The following is a 15,961-nucleotide window of genomic DNA, read 5'->3' as shown; positions in this document are numbered from 1 at the left end:
TATAAAATTCTACTGAATATTACCAATTTATCTACTATTTCTTTATCGATATTTACCGTTTTGTTCCGATTTTATTAATCGAACTCAGGTTAATAGAATAAAGGAAACAAAAATGCTTTCTGTCAGTTTGCTTATTGTTAAATAGTTAATTTAAGTATCGCAGTCGCTGGCCGCTATTAATTTGTTTATCATCTCATCTCAGCGATTAGGCTCTAAATAGATAAACCTGGAAAAAGACTCATAACTAGTATGCAAATTCAGATTCAAAGAAATAATCGATTTGCTTGTACCTTCCAGCTACAAAATAAGTGCAATGTCAGATTCTATTTCACAAATATCTGACTACTCCTATCCTCCGTTTGATATTCCATGTTATATTCCCCCTTGGTTTTCACGCCGTTAATAAGCGTTAGCTCATATTTAAGCTCAATATTCTTTTTATTCCGCTCCACCGTATTGTAATTGCCGGCTTAGACTCCTACAAGCAAAGTACAATAACGATTTTTAGTCGCAATGGTGAACCAATATTCAAAGGCCTGGTTCATTTAAAACCTTGGGATGGCACAAGTAATGGTAAGTCCCTGCCAAATGGTACGTATTACTATGTAATTGACCTCAACAATAATGAACATAAACGTTTATCGGGATATGTTTCCTTGATGAAGTAAAAACTACTCAAGGTACTTTATTCTGCGATCCTCTGTTTGGTGATCCATATTGTATTGCCCTTTGGTCTTCACGCCATTAACAAGTGTTAAATCATATTCCATCTGTATATTCTTGCCAGTCCGCGCTACCGTAAACCAACCGCCCGATATAGGCACTTCTTTTGGACCTAGTATAACAGTGCCAGAAAATTCATACTTCTGTCGCTCAGTTGGGCTCTTATCGCTAAACTTGTATTCTCCATTTCCCAGTAATTTAGGAGTGAAGCTGGTAGCTGACAACTGTACAGACAGGGTGGCTTTTGATAGGGTCTTATTCCCAGAGAAAATATCAATTTCAAACTTGGCTACCTTAGCGTCGGATTCATTTGCCACTAAAATATAGGTTTTCTTGTTGGCACCTTCTTTCGCAATGAACGGCTCAGCAGTCATCCCATTAGGATATGTAAAGCTGGACTGCGAGTTGATGGTCGTTTTGGGCTTTCCTAAGGCCAAGCTAAAGCTAGGCGATTTGGATCCATCTGCATTGGTGACGGTTGTCGTTGTTATTTGGCCTTTTACTACAAAGCTTGTAAGTACTAATAGTGCGAGCGATAAAAGTTTCATATTTAAGATGTTATTAACACTGTAAAGAATTACTCGAGCGATTATAAAGCATAATAATTAAAGAACGTCTAAATTCTTTGCTCTTTTTTTATTCACGGTAAAACCAATAAAGGCACCAAGCCGATAAAGTATAAAGGAAAAAATAACCGCTGAAAACGTAGTAACCAAGAGCATAGCGAATACAAATCCTTCGGTTATATCCAAGGATGCAAACGTAAATTTAAAAGTTTGGAACAATTTTATTAAACCGTCAAAAACTGCTAGACTTGAGATACATCTTATCAATTTCCTATTATCTGCTGTATAACTCCCTAAAGCATACCCTAGGCCCACCATTAAAATGCTTGACAGAGCGATTTTTAAGTATAAATTGGTAAGGGGAATAAAAGAAGTAAGTAAAATAATTACTCTGAATAATATATTCATAGCAAAAGCATACAAGAATATGTTATTTCTAATCTTTGGTAATTGCATGATCTCAGCTCGTTTAATGCAATATAATTAAAAGAATTGAAGGAAAGCAGGGGTGCAATCTTTCAATAAAGATAATTGATATCATGATAGCCCGTTAGAAACCGATCAAATAATTAATGTAACTTCAACTATTAACCAGATATATGCTCAACTTACGCCTCATTCTACTATTCTTCATTATAACTGTAGCTTCTGCAACGCTATCAGCCCAACAGGATATTGCGCTCAGCGATGTATTAAAAGTGGATGTAATTAAAGCCCCGGGTGGCTTTTTTGGCGACCCACAGGGCTATCATAAATATGAGATTACCAATGAGAACGGAATTTGGGTGAGCAATAAGATGTTATGGCCGTCTGGAAAAACATTTTTCTCGAATGTCAGCACTGAAAAGATAAATCAGCTATTGAGTTTCATGTCGGCAACCGACACCACCATACATATTGAGCAATTCAAACTCAATAAGGCTGATATGGAGCTTGCATTCGATTCCTTAAATAGAAAAGACTCTATGGAAATAACTCAAAAACAACGGGCTTTGTTTTTAAAGAGATTTTCAAAAGTACAATCGGATAGCTTAACAAGGAGACTACTTTATCCCGAGGGATATTCAGACAGGGCCGGGTATTTTATCAGAGTAACTACTAAGGATGGCAACATGAAGACGATACAGGCATTATCGGGGAACTTTTACGATTTGCCTTGGAAGGTAGCTGGAAAGCCTATCTACAATCCCGAAATCAGCAGGTTGTTTGCAGAGTTGACGGGCGATAAGGAATATGACAAGTACGCCAAAACACATCTTTACCATGTATTAATGCGCTTTCTTTATTGGAAGGAATTTATGACTGGTTTTACCATAGAGAATTTTAAAAGAGATTACCCAATAGACTATAAGAAGCTAGGTAATAGACTTAGAATAACCGATGCTTCTAAAAGCAATCGTGGCTGGTACTTCAGTTTGACTTCTTCTAAATTACCTAGTCAAGTCACTATAGGAGTCGGAAGATTTAAACGACCAGATACGATACTGACCGCAATAAAACTCCTTGAAGAAAGATTGATTAGGTTACGCCAGAGTAATAACTACATATTTAAATACCTGAAGAACAATTCTAAGCAACTTGCAAATGCGCATGTAAGAGAGTTCCACTATGATGATGATAATGATTATTGGATTTTAAAACGTATCAAACCCCTCTACAGCCCCTTAGCATCCATAACACCGCAACAAGTAACTGTAATTGATATATACTCAAAGGGGGTGGGGCGGCATAAAGGTGATACCATGTGGCTGTTACTTCCAGATGATTCAATAATTTCTGTCCCTTACGAGTCTTCCTTTTGGCCTGGAAGCTCAGGTAATACAGCATACATTTACGACAAAAATGGTTTGTTGCTAAAGAAGCTAACGTTCAATTAGAAACCAAGTTTTTATATGACTTTTGTTTTTATAACCAAGTGTTTAAGCTTGCCTTAGTTTTTAATCTTAGTTATTTAAGCGTTCTAATTCATAAAGCTGCTGTTTTTTCTTTTCAGAGCGCTTTGAGTATTTTAAGTAGCGATTAAAATCAGTGTAATTCCAGGTTGTCATCTTGCCAGTTTGAGCAATTTTCGTAATGTAGTCTTTCTTGAGTTTTTCAAAATCAGCATGATTTATCATGATCAATGCGGCTGTCTCCAGATAATTCATGTATTTCTCCATGTAACGCGGCTTGCTTTCTTTGTACAACTTAATGGCCTTTAACGCTTCGTCTGGGTTATCGGCCATCAAAAGAACCTCCGTATAGTTATATAAATCTAAAGACGGATAGCTTTCAAATTCCCTGCGGTACTGCACTACGGCGCTGTCAAAATACCTTTTACTCAATGCCAATTCGCCCAATTCCAGATAGCTTAACGCCGCATCCAATGAACTTTCTCTGTTCTCCCATTTGCTGCCAAACAGAGCATGAGTCTCAGCCGCCTTTACCTCTTCTCCCAAGGCGCGATAAGAAGCCGATATTAACGCTTCTGTTTCTCTTGCATTACTACCACCGCGCATTCTTCTTGGTTGAGCAATCATGAAATTATTTAAATCTTCAATGGCTCCTTTGTAATCTTTCGTTTCATAACGTGCTCTGCCAATGGCAAGCCAATAGATGTTTTCCTTATAAAGCTTTTGATTAAATGCTTTAGCTTTCTCGGCATAAGTTACTGCCTTATCAAAAGAGCCTAATCTGGATATAAATGCGACAGTTTTGCTCATTGCGATGGACATTTCATTATCGGTAACTTTTAACCAGGGCACCTTGTAGCCCAGCTCTTGAAAAAGAATCTTGGCATCGGCATTACCAGAAACTTCTTTTTCAATAAACCCAGTATCTATCTTTAAAGGGTTGTTTCGTAGTTTCATATAAAACCATTTCATTCTGCTCATTTCAATAGGCAGCGTGCTCAGTTGATTGCCAGTTAAGTCTAATACCATCTGCATTTGTTGCCATGGGGCATCAGCGGGTAATGATTTCAGTCCTATATTAGATAAGTCGGCTCTCAAAAATGGCTTTTTTGGCTTGCTAAAAACGACCTTGTGGATATTATTTTCATCCATATCGGTATTATTTTTTAGGATGATATCTCTCAGGACAGTATTATTGGCCAGTCCTATCGGCAGCTTTTTAATGTGATTGTTTTCTAAATTCAGGTATTTAAGGCGGGCTAAATTGCCTAAGCTTTCAGGCAGCCCATTGAGCTGATTGTATCCTGCAGCTAGATTTGTAAGTAAACGATAATTGCCAAAGTTGGAGGGAAGGGCTTTAATCAGGTTATTGTCAATGGCCAGTACCTTTAACCCGTATTTACCATTATCTAGTATGGGGAAGTCTGTGATTTTGTTGTTGGCGAGGTTTAAAAACTCAAGTCGGTGCAGGTGCTGCACCCCTTCAGGAAAAGCTGTTATTTTATTAAAGCTGAGATCCACAAAACTTATCTTTTTGAGTTCTACCCAGACAGGTGATTGTACATCAGTTAATTGGTTTCTGGCCAGTATTAGACTACGCAGGTTTTTTAGTCCGCCCAAACCTGCGGGCACAACTTTTATTGTATTAGCTGTCAGGTTCAAGTACTGCAGGCTAATTAACTTATTCAGAGGCGGTATTTCGGAGATTGAGTTTGAAATGGTAAGCTTTTGTAGGTGAGGAAGCTCATATAAACCAATTGGTAGTTTGGCTGATTCTATGTTTTCGTAGTAGCTACCGGTAGTCGATTTGATGACAACTTCCTCCATATTCGTGAGTGGCTTGAAAAAATCAGGCCAGGTGGGAATTATACAGTTTTGTATATACAGCTTACGAAGCTTTGTCAGCTTTGCAATGCTCATCAATTCTTCTGGATGTCTCTTAAACCGGCTAGTTCCTTCAAGTGATAGTAATTCGAGGTTTTTAAATTGACCGAGTTCTGTCATACACTGCAAAGTGTCGTTGTATCGATAGAGATTCAGCGATTTAAGTTGCTTTAATGGCATCAATGATTTAAGCAACATAGCTCCAGGCTCCATTACCGCCGAGATGCTCAATTCTGTTAATTTGTCAAATTTTGTAAACGCGTCTTCAGTTTGTATATATCCTTGAAAATCGAGTAATTCCAGCGTATTTAATGATGCTAACTTATTAAGCGCTGTACCGTCACGTATAAATTCTTTATAACCGGTTTCAATCTTCGCCATGCGCCATTCCGATTTCCTTGTATCTAACTGAAGCAGCTGTGGAATAGTTAATTTCACAATTAGAATTTGACCTGGAAGAGAGGTGTTTGCGGGAATATCTTGATCATATCCTGTTAAATCTACTCCTATCAGTTTCGTACAACCCTTAAGTTTCTTGAAAGTATCTTCAATATCAAGAGCCTTTGTAGCCCTTATTGATATGAATTTTAGATTCCGGAGTTTAAGCAATTCATCTGGTAAATGATATGTCTTTTTAGGCGGGTTAGGATATCCCTCTTCATAAAAGTTTAGCATTTCCAAATTTGGAAACTGGCTTAACAGTTCAAAGACTTTCGCCAAATCTGTAGTATCCTGTGGTATCAAAAAAACAGTTTTAACTTTTCCCTGATGATGGTCTTTGATCAGTTGCCTGAGCTGTTCTACCTGGGCTGAATGCAGAGACACATGATTATAGCTGGCTGCTTCTTGTTCTTCTTTGAATTTTCCCACCAAGGTAAAATCAAGTTCTTTTTGCCGTATATATTTATCGTAAATTACTTTGTATTCTTGTGCCGATGTATGGGGACAACAAATTAATACAAAACCTATAGTGAATAGAACGGAAAGGATGGTTGAGCGTTTCATTTCTGCGCTGTTTGTCTGCTGCGATCCTCAGTTTGATACTCGGTGTTGTATTGCCCTGTGGTTTTCACGCCGTTAACAAGTGTTAGCTCATATTTAAGCTCTATTTGGTTTTTAGTCCGCTCCACTGTAAACCAACCGTCTGAGATGGTTACATCTGCGCTGCCTAGCTTAACAGTTCCAGAAAAGTCATACTTCAGCCGTTCAGCAGGACTTTTATTGCTAAAAATATACTTTCCATTCCCTAGTAATTTCGTAGTAAAGCTGTTTGCAGATAAGCGTATCAATAACGTGGCTTTTGAAAGTGTCTTGTTGCCCGAGAAAATAGCTATCTCAAACTTTGCTAAGTTCGCATCCGACTCATTTGCAACTAGAATATAGGTTTTATTGTCTGCGCCTTCTTTAGGAATTATCTGCTCAGGAAGCATCCCATTCGGATAAAAAAATGAAAAAGTGGAATTTGGAGAGACGGTGGTACTGGGCTTACCTTTACCTAAAGCCAGGCTAAAGCTGGGCGATTTTGATCCATCTGCATTGGTGATAGTTGTCGTTTTTATTTGTGCTTTGACGCCAAAGCTAGTGACTAATAAAATTGCGAGCGCTAAAAGTTTCATATGGAAAGTATTATTTAAATTTTAGGAATTGCATGTAATAAATGTAGCGATTTTATCCCTTACTCAAGGCATAGATATCCATCGCAAAAGCATATAAGAAAATGTTATTTCTAATCTTTGGGATTTGCATAATCGAGCTCGTTTAAAAACAGCGAGGTTAGAAGATAAGTATGGAATCCTCACCTTCTTCAAACGCATTGCTGGCTTTGAGTAAATCAAGAATTTGATCCATGTCCTTGCCATGAATTGTCGCACTAAATAGTTGGGCCCTTTGCAACATCCGGATGTATGTGTCAGGCTCTTGTTTTCGGGTAAGTAGACGCAGGCCACCCAGGTAATCTTCGCGAAATACTGAGGGGATGATAATCTTGGTTTGACCAGACGCGACAAGTTCTGCGTTCATCATTATTCTTGCAATCCTTCCATTACCGTCGTCGAATGGATGTACCTCACTGATCATAAACATCATGTAAGCAGCTCTGGCGAAAGGATCTTTAAGTGCCAGATAGAACTCAAAACCCTGTGTTAAAGTCCCATTAACTAGTTTATGATCGACAAAATAAGAGCTACCGGCTTGGTTATTTTGTGACTTAAGCAGTCCAGGGTTTTTATAGGGCCTGGCTGCTAGTAAAATAGCGTGCCTATACTGTAAGATTTCAAGTAGCTTGTCTGGTGTATTTGCAATAACAGACATCTCTTTACGATTGCTGACAAGTTGATAGGTACCTAGAACATCATGTGAGTCTTCATCTCTTGCAACAAGCGGTTTGCCTGTTTCAATGATTTGTAGGGCTTCCTCTATGGTAAATTTGGTTCCTTCAATAAAGTTGGAAAAATAAGATTCAATGAAAGCAAAATTACGAAAACCATGTTGAGTAGAATTTTTATCTGGAATATCTGCAAATTCTCTTTGTTTGAGTTCAACAAATAATTTTTCAAATAACTGGATTCGGCTGGGATTGTAAGGATGGCCTAGTGCTCTGGCAATGGCTAGTGGTGAATTTAATATATTGCTGGGTTTGGTGGCAAGCATAGCGCTTATGAGCTTATTTAATTTCTCGAACTCCTTTTCCATTCCAACCTGTAAACTGATTGATTTGGCACTTTCCCTGAATTCATTTAATCCTTTTTCTCCCCTTACCCTGACAATACTTTCTAGCCGCTCTTCGACTTCAGGCAGTGTTAATGTCCTTGAGCGTGGCCCTGGCTTACGAGACTCCTGAAGGTTTTCGAGCATTGCCCTTTCGATTTGTGATGCTCTTAAATGGGTATTCATTGTATCTCCTTCCAGGGGGGCAACCCCTTTCATGATATTTAGGGTAATTCCTGGAAGTCTCACTTTTCTTTCGAATGAAAAGGTGAAAAACATATCGCCAGTACTGGTAGGCTTAAACTCCAAAGCTGTGCGGTGGCTTAACATGATCCCTGGAAACAAGTGACCAATAATCTTAAACAGATTTCGTTTGACAATCACTTCTGCTGTTTCATTTACTGCTGGGGTATAGACTCTTGGGGCTATTTTTTTTAATTGCCCTAATTTCTCCAGTTTGGAAATAGTTCGACTAATAACAGGATCGCTAGATGAAAATATCACATCCTGTAGATGTAAAGGGATTGACTTATCCATAGTTATTACTTTGCAAAAATTTAATGCTAATTAGCCACCTTAGCCTTTAAAAGTTAAATATTTAATGCTAATTAGGTTAAAATTGCAAAAATTTAATGTTATTACCAAATCTAAGAAAATAGCGGTGTCATTTATCTTGACACTTTTCCGTTTCATTATATGCAAATTTTTAATGCTATCGCTATTGATGGCATTTCTAAGTTGGATGAATGTTAGAATAAAAATCAATAGTAGATTAAGTGTTGCCTATTTTAACAATAGTACTTATCTTTGACGGTAGTAACGCGTAGAGTTAATATGATACTTTTTTTCGGATCAAAGGACACAGAAAAAATATGGAATGGTATTAGCGTCTCAAAGCTACCAGGTGATTTAAAAGACTATTACAGTATTCGCATAAACGATCAGTGGCGTATAATTTTTAAATGGTCTGATGGAAAAGCTACCTAATATTCATCCGGGTGAAATTCTAAATGAGGAATTTCTGATCCCTTTAAGTATTACTGCATATCGTCTAGCAAAGGATACCAATATTCCTAAAACTCGTATTTCAGAAATTATTAAGGGAAATAGAAGATTAACGGCAGATACTGCTTTACGCTTAAGCATGTTCTTTGGTAATTCTGCAAAATTCTGGCTGGGTCTACAAGACGATTTTAATATAGAGAATGAGTTAATTGGTATATCTAAAGAATTTAAAAATATAAAGGCATTTGCAATAGCATAGTAGATTATTGCTGCCGAATCTAATACGTAATGGATAAAAAGACAGAACGCATAGCGATCCTAATTGATGGTGATAATGCACAAGCTAGTTTATTAAAAGCAACTCTGGAAGAGGTGGCTAAATATGGAAAGGTCACCATCAGGAGGATTTATGGCGATTGGACACAAAACAACATGAACAGCTGGAAGGATTTGTTAAATGAGTTGTCATTTACACCTATTCAAAAGTTTAGTTATACATCAGGAAAAAACTCTACCGATGGTGCTTTAATAATAGACGCTATGGATATCCTGCATAGTAAAATTGTAGACGGATTTTGTATCGTATCTAGCGACAGCGATTATACCGGCCTCGCAAAGCGGATTAGGGAAGAGGGTGTTTTTGTTATGGGGATAGGACAAAAGAAAACACCTACGGCTTTCGTTCAGTCTTGCGAGATTTTCACGTTCACAGAAAACATTGTCCAAGAGGACACTATTGCTGATCAAGTTGTTGCGGCACCTACTAAGAGAAAATCTAAGCCGACTGCCGCTGTCGCTGCTGCATCTAAATATCCAAAAGTAGACATCGCTTTAATCGATAAGGCATATTTTATGGCCAGTCCTGAAGATTCTGGGATATTGGTATCGGTTTTAGGAACCAATCTTAGAAAGATAGAGCCCAGTTTTGATGCCAGAGCACACGGATTTCAGACCCTAACAAAATTACTGGAAAGCCTTAATAAATATGAGGTCTACAAGGATGCTAAAACTGGCTTAAGCCATTCAATTGTTAGACGAAAATTAAAAGCTTAGTCTTTAGAATACAGTGTAACTTTTTGTTACAATGCCACCCGGGAAAGATTGGGTATAGGCCAATTTCAAATCTTATTAAATTCGAACCATAAGTATGGAATTGCAAATTATTGAGACAGAAAAACAATAAGAAGAGTTAAATGTCAAACACCACTAGTTTAAGTCCCAAACACCTGTTAGTTGCCCTTTCGGTCGTGTTGATCTGGGGGATAAACTTTATCGCTATCCATGTCGGATTAAAAGGTTTTCCTCCTTTTCTATTGTGCGGCGTTCGGTTCGGACTTTCTGCCTTACCCTGGGTTTTCATTCTACCAAGGCCTAAATCTCCTATTAAGCTAATCGTAGCGTACGGCATCTTCACATTTACCTTGCAGTTTGGCTTTCTCTTTAGTGGAATACATTTAGGGCTATCGCCCGGATTAGCTTCCTTGATTCTTCAAATTCAAGTATTCTTTTCTATTGGTTTGGCTTTTTTGTTCTTTAAGGACAAGCCAAGTCCATGGAAAATTTATGGTTCATTAATATCATTTATTGGTATAGGCATAGTTGCTTCCAATGTACCTGGCGGAAGTACATTTATTGGTTTCGTCTTTACGTTGTTCGCCGCTTTATCTTGGGCTTTCGGAAATATATACACGAAAAAAGTACATGCAGATTCACCACTTTCACTCGTAGTCTGGGGAAACCTGATGGCTTTTCCATTTATGGTCATCGCCTCGTTAGTATTTGATGGTCCGGTATTAATTCAAAGCTCACTGCAAAATATCTCATGGCCAACCATTGGTGCTATTGTTTACATCGTGTACATTTCTACACATGTTGGCTACGGTGCCTGGGGTTTTTTGCTCAAGGCGTATCCAACCTCAGTGGTTGTTCCTTTTACACTCCTCATACCTGTAGTAGGCTTTTTGAGTTCGGCAATATTTTTAGGCGAAGATTTATCAACCTGGAAGCTCTTAGCCTCTTTATTTATTATGGGAGGAGTGGTATTCAATCTGCTTGAACCGCAGATAAGAAAACTCTTGCAGCATACTATAGCAAAAAAAGCACACTAAGCAGCCGACCAAATTTCAAATAATTTAGGCAATACAAACCCCGCCGGGTATTAATACGTCAATGAACTTCCATTGCCGGCTATCCCAGCTGGCAACTTTTACTAAACTTGTTGACCAATTAAAAAATTGAGATCGGAACACTTGCCTATTAATTTCAGCTGATCAGCAAAGGCAGAGAGCGCTCTGAATGTCCACAAATTGATCGGATCTACCCAATCGGAACTATAATTATGGCTCGTTTAGAGCTCGTTAAATTACTTTACAAAAGTAGGAAAAATAAGTGACATTTCCAAATAAAATTGCCGAATTATTGGAATTAAATTAATTGATAATCAGTGTGTTATAATTGTAATTAACACCTTAAAAATAGAAGCAATTTTAAGGCATTTTTCTATAAATTTTAGCTACCAATTTGTGCTATTTAAACAACTCGGCATTGATCTAAACCATACCCATGGTTTCGCACCAAATCTATTCAAGTATTTTTGTGAAAGGTCAAGAATTGATAGGGATCTTGGTGCCTGCAAAATATTTTATTCCAATATGGTTAGCAGCTTATATTTTGTAGCTTTGAATAACGTGTCCTGTTATGACGGGCAAAATAAATTAGAAATAAAAAATATGTTATATAGATTAACCGCACTCTTAGTACTTTTCTTTAGTACAACCATTCTGGCAAAGGCTTCGGCCTTTTCTTACCCTACTGATACATTAAAGAAGGACACCGTTCCTGCTCAATTTCCCGGAGGTATAGATTTGTTCTACCAGTATTTAAAAACCAATACCAAGTTTCCAATTGCTTCCAGATTAAAAGGTGTACAAGGAAAGGTGAATTTGAAATTTGTGGTGGACACTAACGGTCAGGTAAGTAACGTTAAGATAAAAAAGGGATTAGATAAACATACTAATTTGGAGGCACTGCGGGTAGTGCGACAAAGCGTAAAATGGATTCCGGCCACAATTAACGGTATAAAGCAAAGCTTTTCATACAATATTCCAATAAGATTTTCGGATACTGTTTCACTTAAAGGCGCTGAAGTGATGGTTAATGGAAATTTACTTAATAGGCGTAGGAAAGCCATGCGTTTAAATCTGGATACACTACATTATTCTGTACTTGAACCGAAGTTTGCGACTGCTATTTTTGGAGCAAAATACAACAAAAAAGTAGTTTTTTTTAATGATAGCGTAATAAATACAAAGGGATACAACGATGCACATTTTAAGTATGCATTTAAAATGCTTCAAAATATTGATACTTCTAAAGTTCAGTTAAATGTAGCGGATAAGCCCGTTTCTTTAAATGAATGGCGTAAATACTTAAATAAAGACAGTATTGTAAATATTTCTTTTTATACCGCTGCTGTTTCCAGAACAATTGATAAAAATAAGCTGGGCACAGCTTCCTTAATTACCAAAGCTGGAATTGATAAGCAAAAACAAGTAAGGCAAAATCTTATTCAGAACATTGTTGCTTATAGAAATGGAAAGGGTTCATTACCAACTGAATTGGTGACAATTGATAACGCCAGTTACTCTACTCCGGCCATTTATGGTAACATAGATACCAATGTTATTCGTTACGTGAATATCCTACCTCCAGCCGATGCAGTTAAGTTTTATGGTGAGGCTTATAAGAATGGCATTACCTACATCTATACAAAAAACTATCAGGCAAATAAACAAATTACCGACAAGCAGAAATTGCTGGAACTTATTGCGCAAGATAAAGATGGCAGTAAAACTTGGGTAACTCATGCTGTTTTCTTGAATAACAAGCCTATATTATTGGAAGGACTTAGCCATTTGTCTGCATCAGATATCCAGTATGTAAATATAATTAGTAAAGAAGAGGCCAAAGCGTTTTTTGGCGATCAGGAACAAAGAGGAATTATATCTGTTAACACGGCTACTCATTTATAATATTAGAAAGACGGCGGGGATAACGAATACTTGATCCGTACTATTGTTCAGGTGCGTTGTTGTCTAGTTCTTTAATAGCTTTTCAATTTTATCCAACAGATCTGACATTTCAAAAGGCTTGGCCAAGAAATCATCAGCGCCGCAATCCATTGCCGATTGCATAATTTGCCTGCTTGCTGAGATCATCAACACGGGCAGTTTGCTGGTTTTGGGGTCTGCTTTCAGTGCTTTGCAAATATCCCTTCCATCCATGCCAGACATCCAGATGTCCAGCAGCAACAGGTCAGGCTTTTCAAGTATTTTATCGGGCACTTCTCCACCGAACCTAGTTTGGATTACATCATATCCCATGGCGACTAACATCATACTGGTAGCGTCAACAATCCCCTCATCATCATCAGCTATTAATATCTTTTTGTTCATGGTTGATCTACAGGGATGGCAAAACAGAAGGTAGAGCCTTTGCCCGCTACTGAATTGACCCATATTCGGCCTCCAAGTTGGTTTACGATTTCTGATGAGATATACAGCCCCAGTCCGAGACCCGGGAAGGTATGCTCTTTTGTTCCAGAAACGCGATAGAACTGCTCAAAAACACGATCTTGCTTGTCTCGCGTTAGCCCAATGCCAAAATCCTGTACGCAAAGCTGCACCTCTGTGCCATGGTCTTCCGTGTAAACGATAATTTGATTGGCTTCTGGAGAATATTTGATGGCATTGGATATTAGGTTTACAACTACCTGGCAAATGCGGTCTCTATCGCCGGTTATTGTTCCTTTAAACCCGAGTTCCTTTTTAATCTGGTGGTGCTCCGCAGTAATCTGCGTGTCTTCTATCACTTCTTCAACAAGCTGATTGAAATCAAATGGCTCATTATGGAGCTGCAATCTGCCCGAGTTAATCTTTGTCACATCTAGCAGGTCGCCAATTAAGGAGGTTAACCTGTTAATCTGCTTGTCCATTTTGGTCATCAGTGAAGCATTCTTCACATCGCCAGATCGCTTTAAGGTCATTTCCAGTACTTGAGCATAGGCTTTAATACTGGTTACCGGGGTTTTAAGCTCGTGACTGGCTACACCAAGAAAATTGTCCTTCTGTGTTTCTAACTCCTTTTGTTGGGTGATGTCTGTATTGGTGCCATACCATTTGATGATATGTCCATTTTTATCTGTAAGTGGCAATGCCCTTACCAGCCACCACCTGTATTGTCCGTATTTGTCTTTAAGTCTGAATTCCGTTTGGTAGGAGCTGCCTGTGGTTAGGCTTTTTTGCCATGCTTTTAGGGTGCCTGGCAAATCGTCTGGGTGCATTGTATCGGCCCATTTTGCACCAAGGGAATCTGCAATAGGTATATCGCTGCATTCGTACCAGCGTTGGTTAATATAATCCAGCATCCCATCGGGGCTTGCTGTCCATACTACAGCAGGTACGGCATTGGCTAAAAACTCCATTTCTCTAACACTGCGCCTAAGTTCTGAGTTCTTTTTGTCCATTGCTTGTTTGGCATTGATCTCTGCCCGAAGGTCTCTTGCGATGCCCGCTATAGCCGTGGGTAGTTTGGTTAGCTCATCTCTAATGATGAACAGCTGCTTATGGATTGGAATAATCTCCCGCGTTTGCTGGTGCATCAACTCTAGTGTGCCCGACCATTGTTCTTCTCTTAGCAGATGATCCATGATTTCGGTAGAGATTTTTTCTGATGAGGAAGGGGAGTGGTATTTGTAAATATTGGCTGTAGCCATATTATTGTCATCAATGCCAATAAGCTTTTTTCCGGAGCGGTTGATGTAGATCGTATTGCCATTAAGATCACTATAGTTACAGAAATCCTCGCTAATGTCTACAATGGTAGCCAGGCGCTGCAGCTCTGCCTTGGCCTTCATTTCGGGACGAAGGTCTCTAGCGGTTGCACCACGACCTATAATCTCACCTGTTAAGGGATCTTTAATTAATATGTAATTTACCTGGCAGGGAATTTCTTCGTTTGTTTGGTAAGGTTTTAGGTGAATCACTCCCTGCCAGCCTTCCTCACTATCTATGAAAGGAATGATGTTATGCTGTACACGGTAAAGTTCTCCTGGGGTATAGAAATCTTTGGCAGATAGTGTAGTGATATCAGCCTGTTTGGGTACGTTTAACAGTATCCTTGCGGCCTTATTCATATAGATCAGGTTACCAGCCAAATCTGCTATAGACATGTGGTCGGCATTATAGTTAACCAGCGCCATCAGCCTCTGCTCACTTTGCCTTACCTTGGTCTCTTCGGTAATATCCCTTGCTGTTCCGGCAAACCGGTATGCTATCCCTTGATCATTAAAATAGGCACGCCCTTTACAGTGCACCCATCGAATGTTTCCGGAAGTATTGCCTATTGTTCTGTAACGTATATCGTAAGTAAGTGTATTTGAAGAATCAATAGCTAGTTGTACAGCATGTTTTACTTTTTCGGTATCCTCTGGATGGATACAATCCAGCGCTTGCGCATACTTGATATGTTCATTGCCTTCAAAGCCGAAAAGCTCGCGGCATCGCTCGTCCCAATAAACCTCTTCAGATAATGTATCAAGATCCCATGTGCCAATCTCTGCAGATTCCAAGGCGAGGGATAACCTTTCCTGAGCATCTTTCATGGCCAGTTTGGCGGTAACCAGGTCAGTTACATTAATGGCGCTGTGGATAATTGCCTCTGTTTTTCCATTCTTGTCCAGTATCGCCTTGTAGGTGTAATTGAAATAGAAAGTTTTCAGTTCCCCATTGATCAACATCTTTGCTTCGTCTTGCTGACCGTGATGTGTTTCTCCAGTATCAAAAACTTTTTGTAGCAATGCGAAGAATGGCTGTCCTGTAAGTTCTGGAATTGCTTGTAACAGTGGCTTTCCTATAATGGAAGAATCTTTTCTGAGAAAGTTAAGCATTTGGCTATTAGCAGCATTGATAACCATATCACGGGTGTGGTAAATGGCTGTAGCAGTAGGCGAGGCCTCAATTAATTCATTGTAGCGGTTAATGTCGGTATTGTTTTCGTTCATTGGTAATATGAAAAACCTAAGGTAATAAAATTAGTGTTAAGATTTTTCAGTCGCCATTATTTACATTGTTCATTTTAGGATGAAGTATGTCTTTTTAACGCTATATACTTTTGTTTTAATTGAAT

Annotated in this window: 14 protein-coding genes; 7 read left to right on the top strand and 7 right to left on the bottom strand. The window is 38.6% G+C overall.

Going from position 1 to position 15,961, the window contains the following annotated elements; all coding sequences use genetic code 11:
- The first annotated feature begins 416 nt into the window (after positions 1-416).
- Positions 417-668, top strand: coding sequence for a T9SS type B sorting domain-containing protein (locus ACVWYN_RS16430; protein ID WP_457289972.1), 252 nt, complete (start codon positions 417-419; stop codon positions 666-668).
- Positions 669-671: 3 nt separating this feature from the next.
- On the opposite strand, the gene ACVWYN_RS16425 is transcribed toward ACVWYN_RS16430, so the two are convergent.
- Positions 672-1,271: a hypothetical protein gene (locus ACVWYN_RS16425; RefSeq protein ID WP_457289971.1), complete on the bottom strand. Its 600-nt coding sequence runs from the start codon at positions 1,269-1,271 to the stop codon at positions 672-674.
- A gap of 57 nt (positions 1,272-1,328) precedes the next feature.
- Positions 1,329-1,697 carry a hypothetical protein gene (locus ACVWYN_RS16420; RefSeq protein WP_457289970.1) on the bottom strand — a complete coding sequence of 123 codons (369 nt, stop codon included), beginning with the start codon at positions 1,695-1,697 and terminating at the stop codon, positions 1,329-1,331.
- 191 nt (positions 1,698-1,888) lie between these two features.
- On the opposite strand from ACVWYN_RS16420, the gene ACVWYN_RS16415 reads away from it, so the two are divergent.
- On the top strand, positions 1,889-3,166 hold the full coding sequence (locus ACVWYN_RS16415) for a hypothetical protein (protein WP_457289969.1): 1,278 nt from the start codon (positions 1,889-1,891) through the stop codon (positions 3,164-3,166).
- Positions 3,167-3,232: 66 nt separating this feature from the next.
- Here the strand turns inward: ACVWYN_RS16415 and ACVWYN_RS16410 are convergent, their stop codons facing one another.
- The 3 genes from ACVWYN_RS16410 to ACVWYN_RS16400 all read right to left on the bottom strand — a co-directional run bounded on the left by ACVWYN_RS16410 (position 3,233) and on the right by ACVWYN_RS16400 (position 8,308).
- Positions 3,233-6,070 (bottom strand): hypothetical protein, encoded by a 2,838-nt coding sequence (locus ACVWYN_RS16410; RefSeq protein ID WP_457289968.1) that lies wholly within the window; start codon positions 6,068-6,070, stop codon positions 3,233-3,235.
- Positions 6,067-6,681, bottom strand: a complete 615-nt coding sequence (locus ACVWYN_RS16405; protein ID WP_457289967.1) for a hypothetical protein — start codon at positions 6,679-6,681, stop codon at positions 6,067-6,069. The genes ACVWYN_RS16410 and ACVWYN_RS16405 overlap by 4 nt, the downstream gene beginning before the upstream one ends.
- A 157-nt stretch (positions 6,682-6,838) precedes the next feature.
- The gene (locus ACVWYN_RS16400; protein ID WP_457289966.1) at positions 6,839-8,308 is read right to left on the bottom strand and encodes a Fic family protein; all 1,470 of its coding nucleotides are present in this window, start codon (positions 8,306-8,308) and stop codon (positions 6,839-6,841) included.
- Between the two features lie 297 nt (positions 8,309-8,605).
- On the opposite strand from ACVWYN_RS16400, the gene ACVWYN_RS16395 reads away from it, so the two are divergent.
- The 5 genes from ACVWYN_RS16395 to ACVWYN_RS16375 all read left to right on the top strand — a co-directional run bounded on the left by ACVWYN_RS16395 (position 8,606) and on the right by ACVWYN_RS16375 (position 12,807).
- Positions 8,606-8,758, top strand: coding sequence for a type II toxin-antitoxin system RelE/ParE family toxin (locus ACVWYN_RS16395; RefSeq protein ID WP_457289965.1), 153 nt, complete (start codon positions 8,606-8,608; stop codon positions 8,756-8,758).
- Complete coding sequence (locus tag ACVWYN_RS16390) at positions 8,742-9,035, top strand: HigA family addiction module antitoxin (RefSeq protein ID WP_457289964.1); 294 nt, start codon at positions 8,742-8,744, stop codon at positions 9,033-9,035. Before ACVWYN_RS16395 ends, ACVWYN_RS16390 begins: the two co-directional genes overlap by 17 nt.
- A gap of 29 nt (positions 9,036-9,064) precedes the next feature.
- Positions 9,065-9,829 carry an NYN domain-containing protein gene (locus tag ACVWYN_RS16385; RefSeq protein WP_457289963.1) on the top strand — a complete coding sequence of 255 codons (765 nt, stop codon included), beginning with the start codon at positions 9,065-9,067 and terminating at the stop codon, positions 9,827-9,829.
- Positions 9,830-9,969: 140 nt separating this feature from the next.
- Positions 9,970-10,884 (top strand): EamA family transporter, encoded by a 915-nt coding sequence (locus ACVWYN_RS16380; protein WP_457289962.1) that lies wholly within the window; start codon positions 9,970-9,972, stop codon positions 10,882-10,884.
- A 621-nt stretch (positions 10,885-11,505) separates the two neighbouring features.
- Positions 11,506-12,807 (top strand): energy transducer TonB, encoded by a 1,302-nt coding sequence (locus ACVWYN_RS16375; RefSeq protein ID WP_457289961.1) that lies wholly within the window; start codon positions 11,506-11,508, stop codon positions 12,805-12,807.
- A gap of 63 nt (positions 12,808-12,870) precedes the next feature.
- Here the strand turns inward: ACVWYN_RS16375 and ACVWYN_RS16370 are convergent, their stop codons facing one another.
- Positions 12,871-13,230, bottom strand: coding sequence for a response regulator transcription factor (locus tag ACVWYN_RS16370; RefSeq protein ID WP_457289960.1), 360 nt, complete (start codon positions 13,228-13,230; stop codon positions 12,871-12,873).
- Positions 13,227-15,836: a PAS domain-containing protein gene (locus tag ACVWYN_RS16365; protein WP_457289959.1), complete on the bottom strand. Its 2,610-nt coding sequence runs from the start codon at positions 15,834-15,836 to the stop codon at positions 13,227-13,229. The genes ACVWYN_RS16370 and ACVWYN_RS16365 overlap by 4 nt, the downstream gene beginning before the upstream one ends.
- Positions 15,837-15,961: the final 125 nt, after the last annotated feature.

The sequence above is a fragment of the Pedobacter sp. UYP24 genome, assembly GCF_054057295.1.
The sequence above is the reverse complement of the archived record's forward strand: the minus strand, read 5'-3'. Positions and strand labels throughout refer to the sequence as shown.

Bases quoted from the DNA above. Each gene is read 5' to 3' on its own strand.
- ACVWYN_RS16425 (WP_457289971.1), bottom strand. From the start codon at position 1,271: ATGAAACTTTTATCGCTCGCACTATTAGTACTTACAAGCTTTGTAGTA.
- ACVWYN_RS16420 (WP_457289970.1), bottom strand. From the start codon at position 1,697: ATGAATATATTATTCAGAGTAATTATTTTACTTACTTCTTTTATTCCC.
- ACVWYN_RS16415 (WP_457289969.1), top strand. From the start codon at position 1,889: ATGCTCAACTTACGCCTCATTCTACTATTCTTCATTATAACTGTAGCT.
- ACVWYN_RS16410 (WP_457289968.1), bottom strand. From the start codon at position 6,070: ATGAAACGCTCAACCATCCTTTCCGTTCTATTCACTATAGGTTTTGTA.
- ACVWYN_RS16405 (WP_457289967.1), bottom strand. From the start codon at position 6,681: ATGAAACTTTTAGCGCTCGCAATTTTATTAGTCACTAGCTTTGGCGTC.
- ACVWYN_RS16400 (WP_457289966.1), bottom strand. From the start codon at position 8,308: ATGGATAAGTCAATCCCTTTACATCTACAGGATGTGATATTTTCATCT.
- ACVWYN_RS16395 (WP_457289965.1), top strand. From the start codon at position 8,606: ATGATACTTTTTTTCGGATCAAAGGACACAGAAAAAATATGGAATGGT.
- ACVWYN_RS16390 (WP_457289964.1), top strand. From the start codon at position 8,742: ATGGAAAAGCTACCTAATATTCATCCGGGTGAAATTCTAAATGAGGAA.
- ACVWYN_RS16385 (WP_457289963.1), top strand. From the start codon at position 9,065: ATGGATAAAAAGACAGAACGCATAGCGATCCTAATTGATGGTGATAAT.
- ACVWYN_RS16380 (WP_457289962.1), top strand. From the start codon at position 9,970: ATGTCAAACACCACTAGTTTAAGTCCCAAACACCTGTTAGTTGCCCTT.
- ACVWYN_RS16375 (WP_457289961.1), top strand. From the start codon at position 11,506: ATGTTATATAGATTAACCGCACTCTTAGTACTTTTCTTTAGTACAACC.
- ACVWYN_RS16370 (WP_457289960.1), bottom strand. From the start codon at position 13,230: ATGAACAAAAAGATATTAATAGCTGATGATGATGAGGGGATTGTTGAC.
- ACVWYN_RS16365 (WP_457289959.1), bottom strand. From the start codon at position 15,836: ATGAACGAAAACAATACCGACATTAACCGCTACAATGAATTAATTGAG.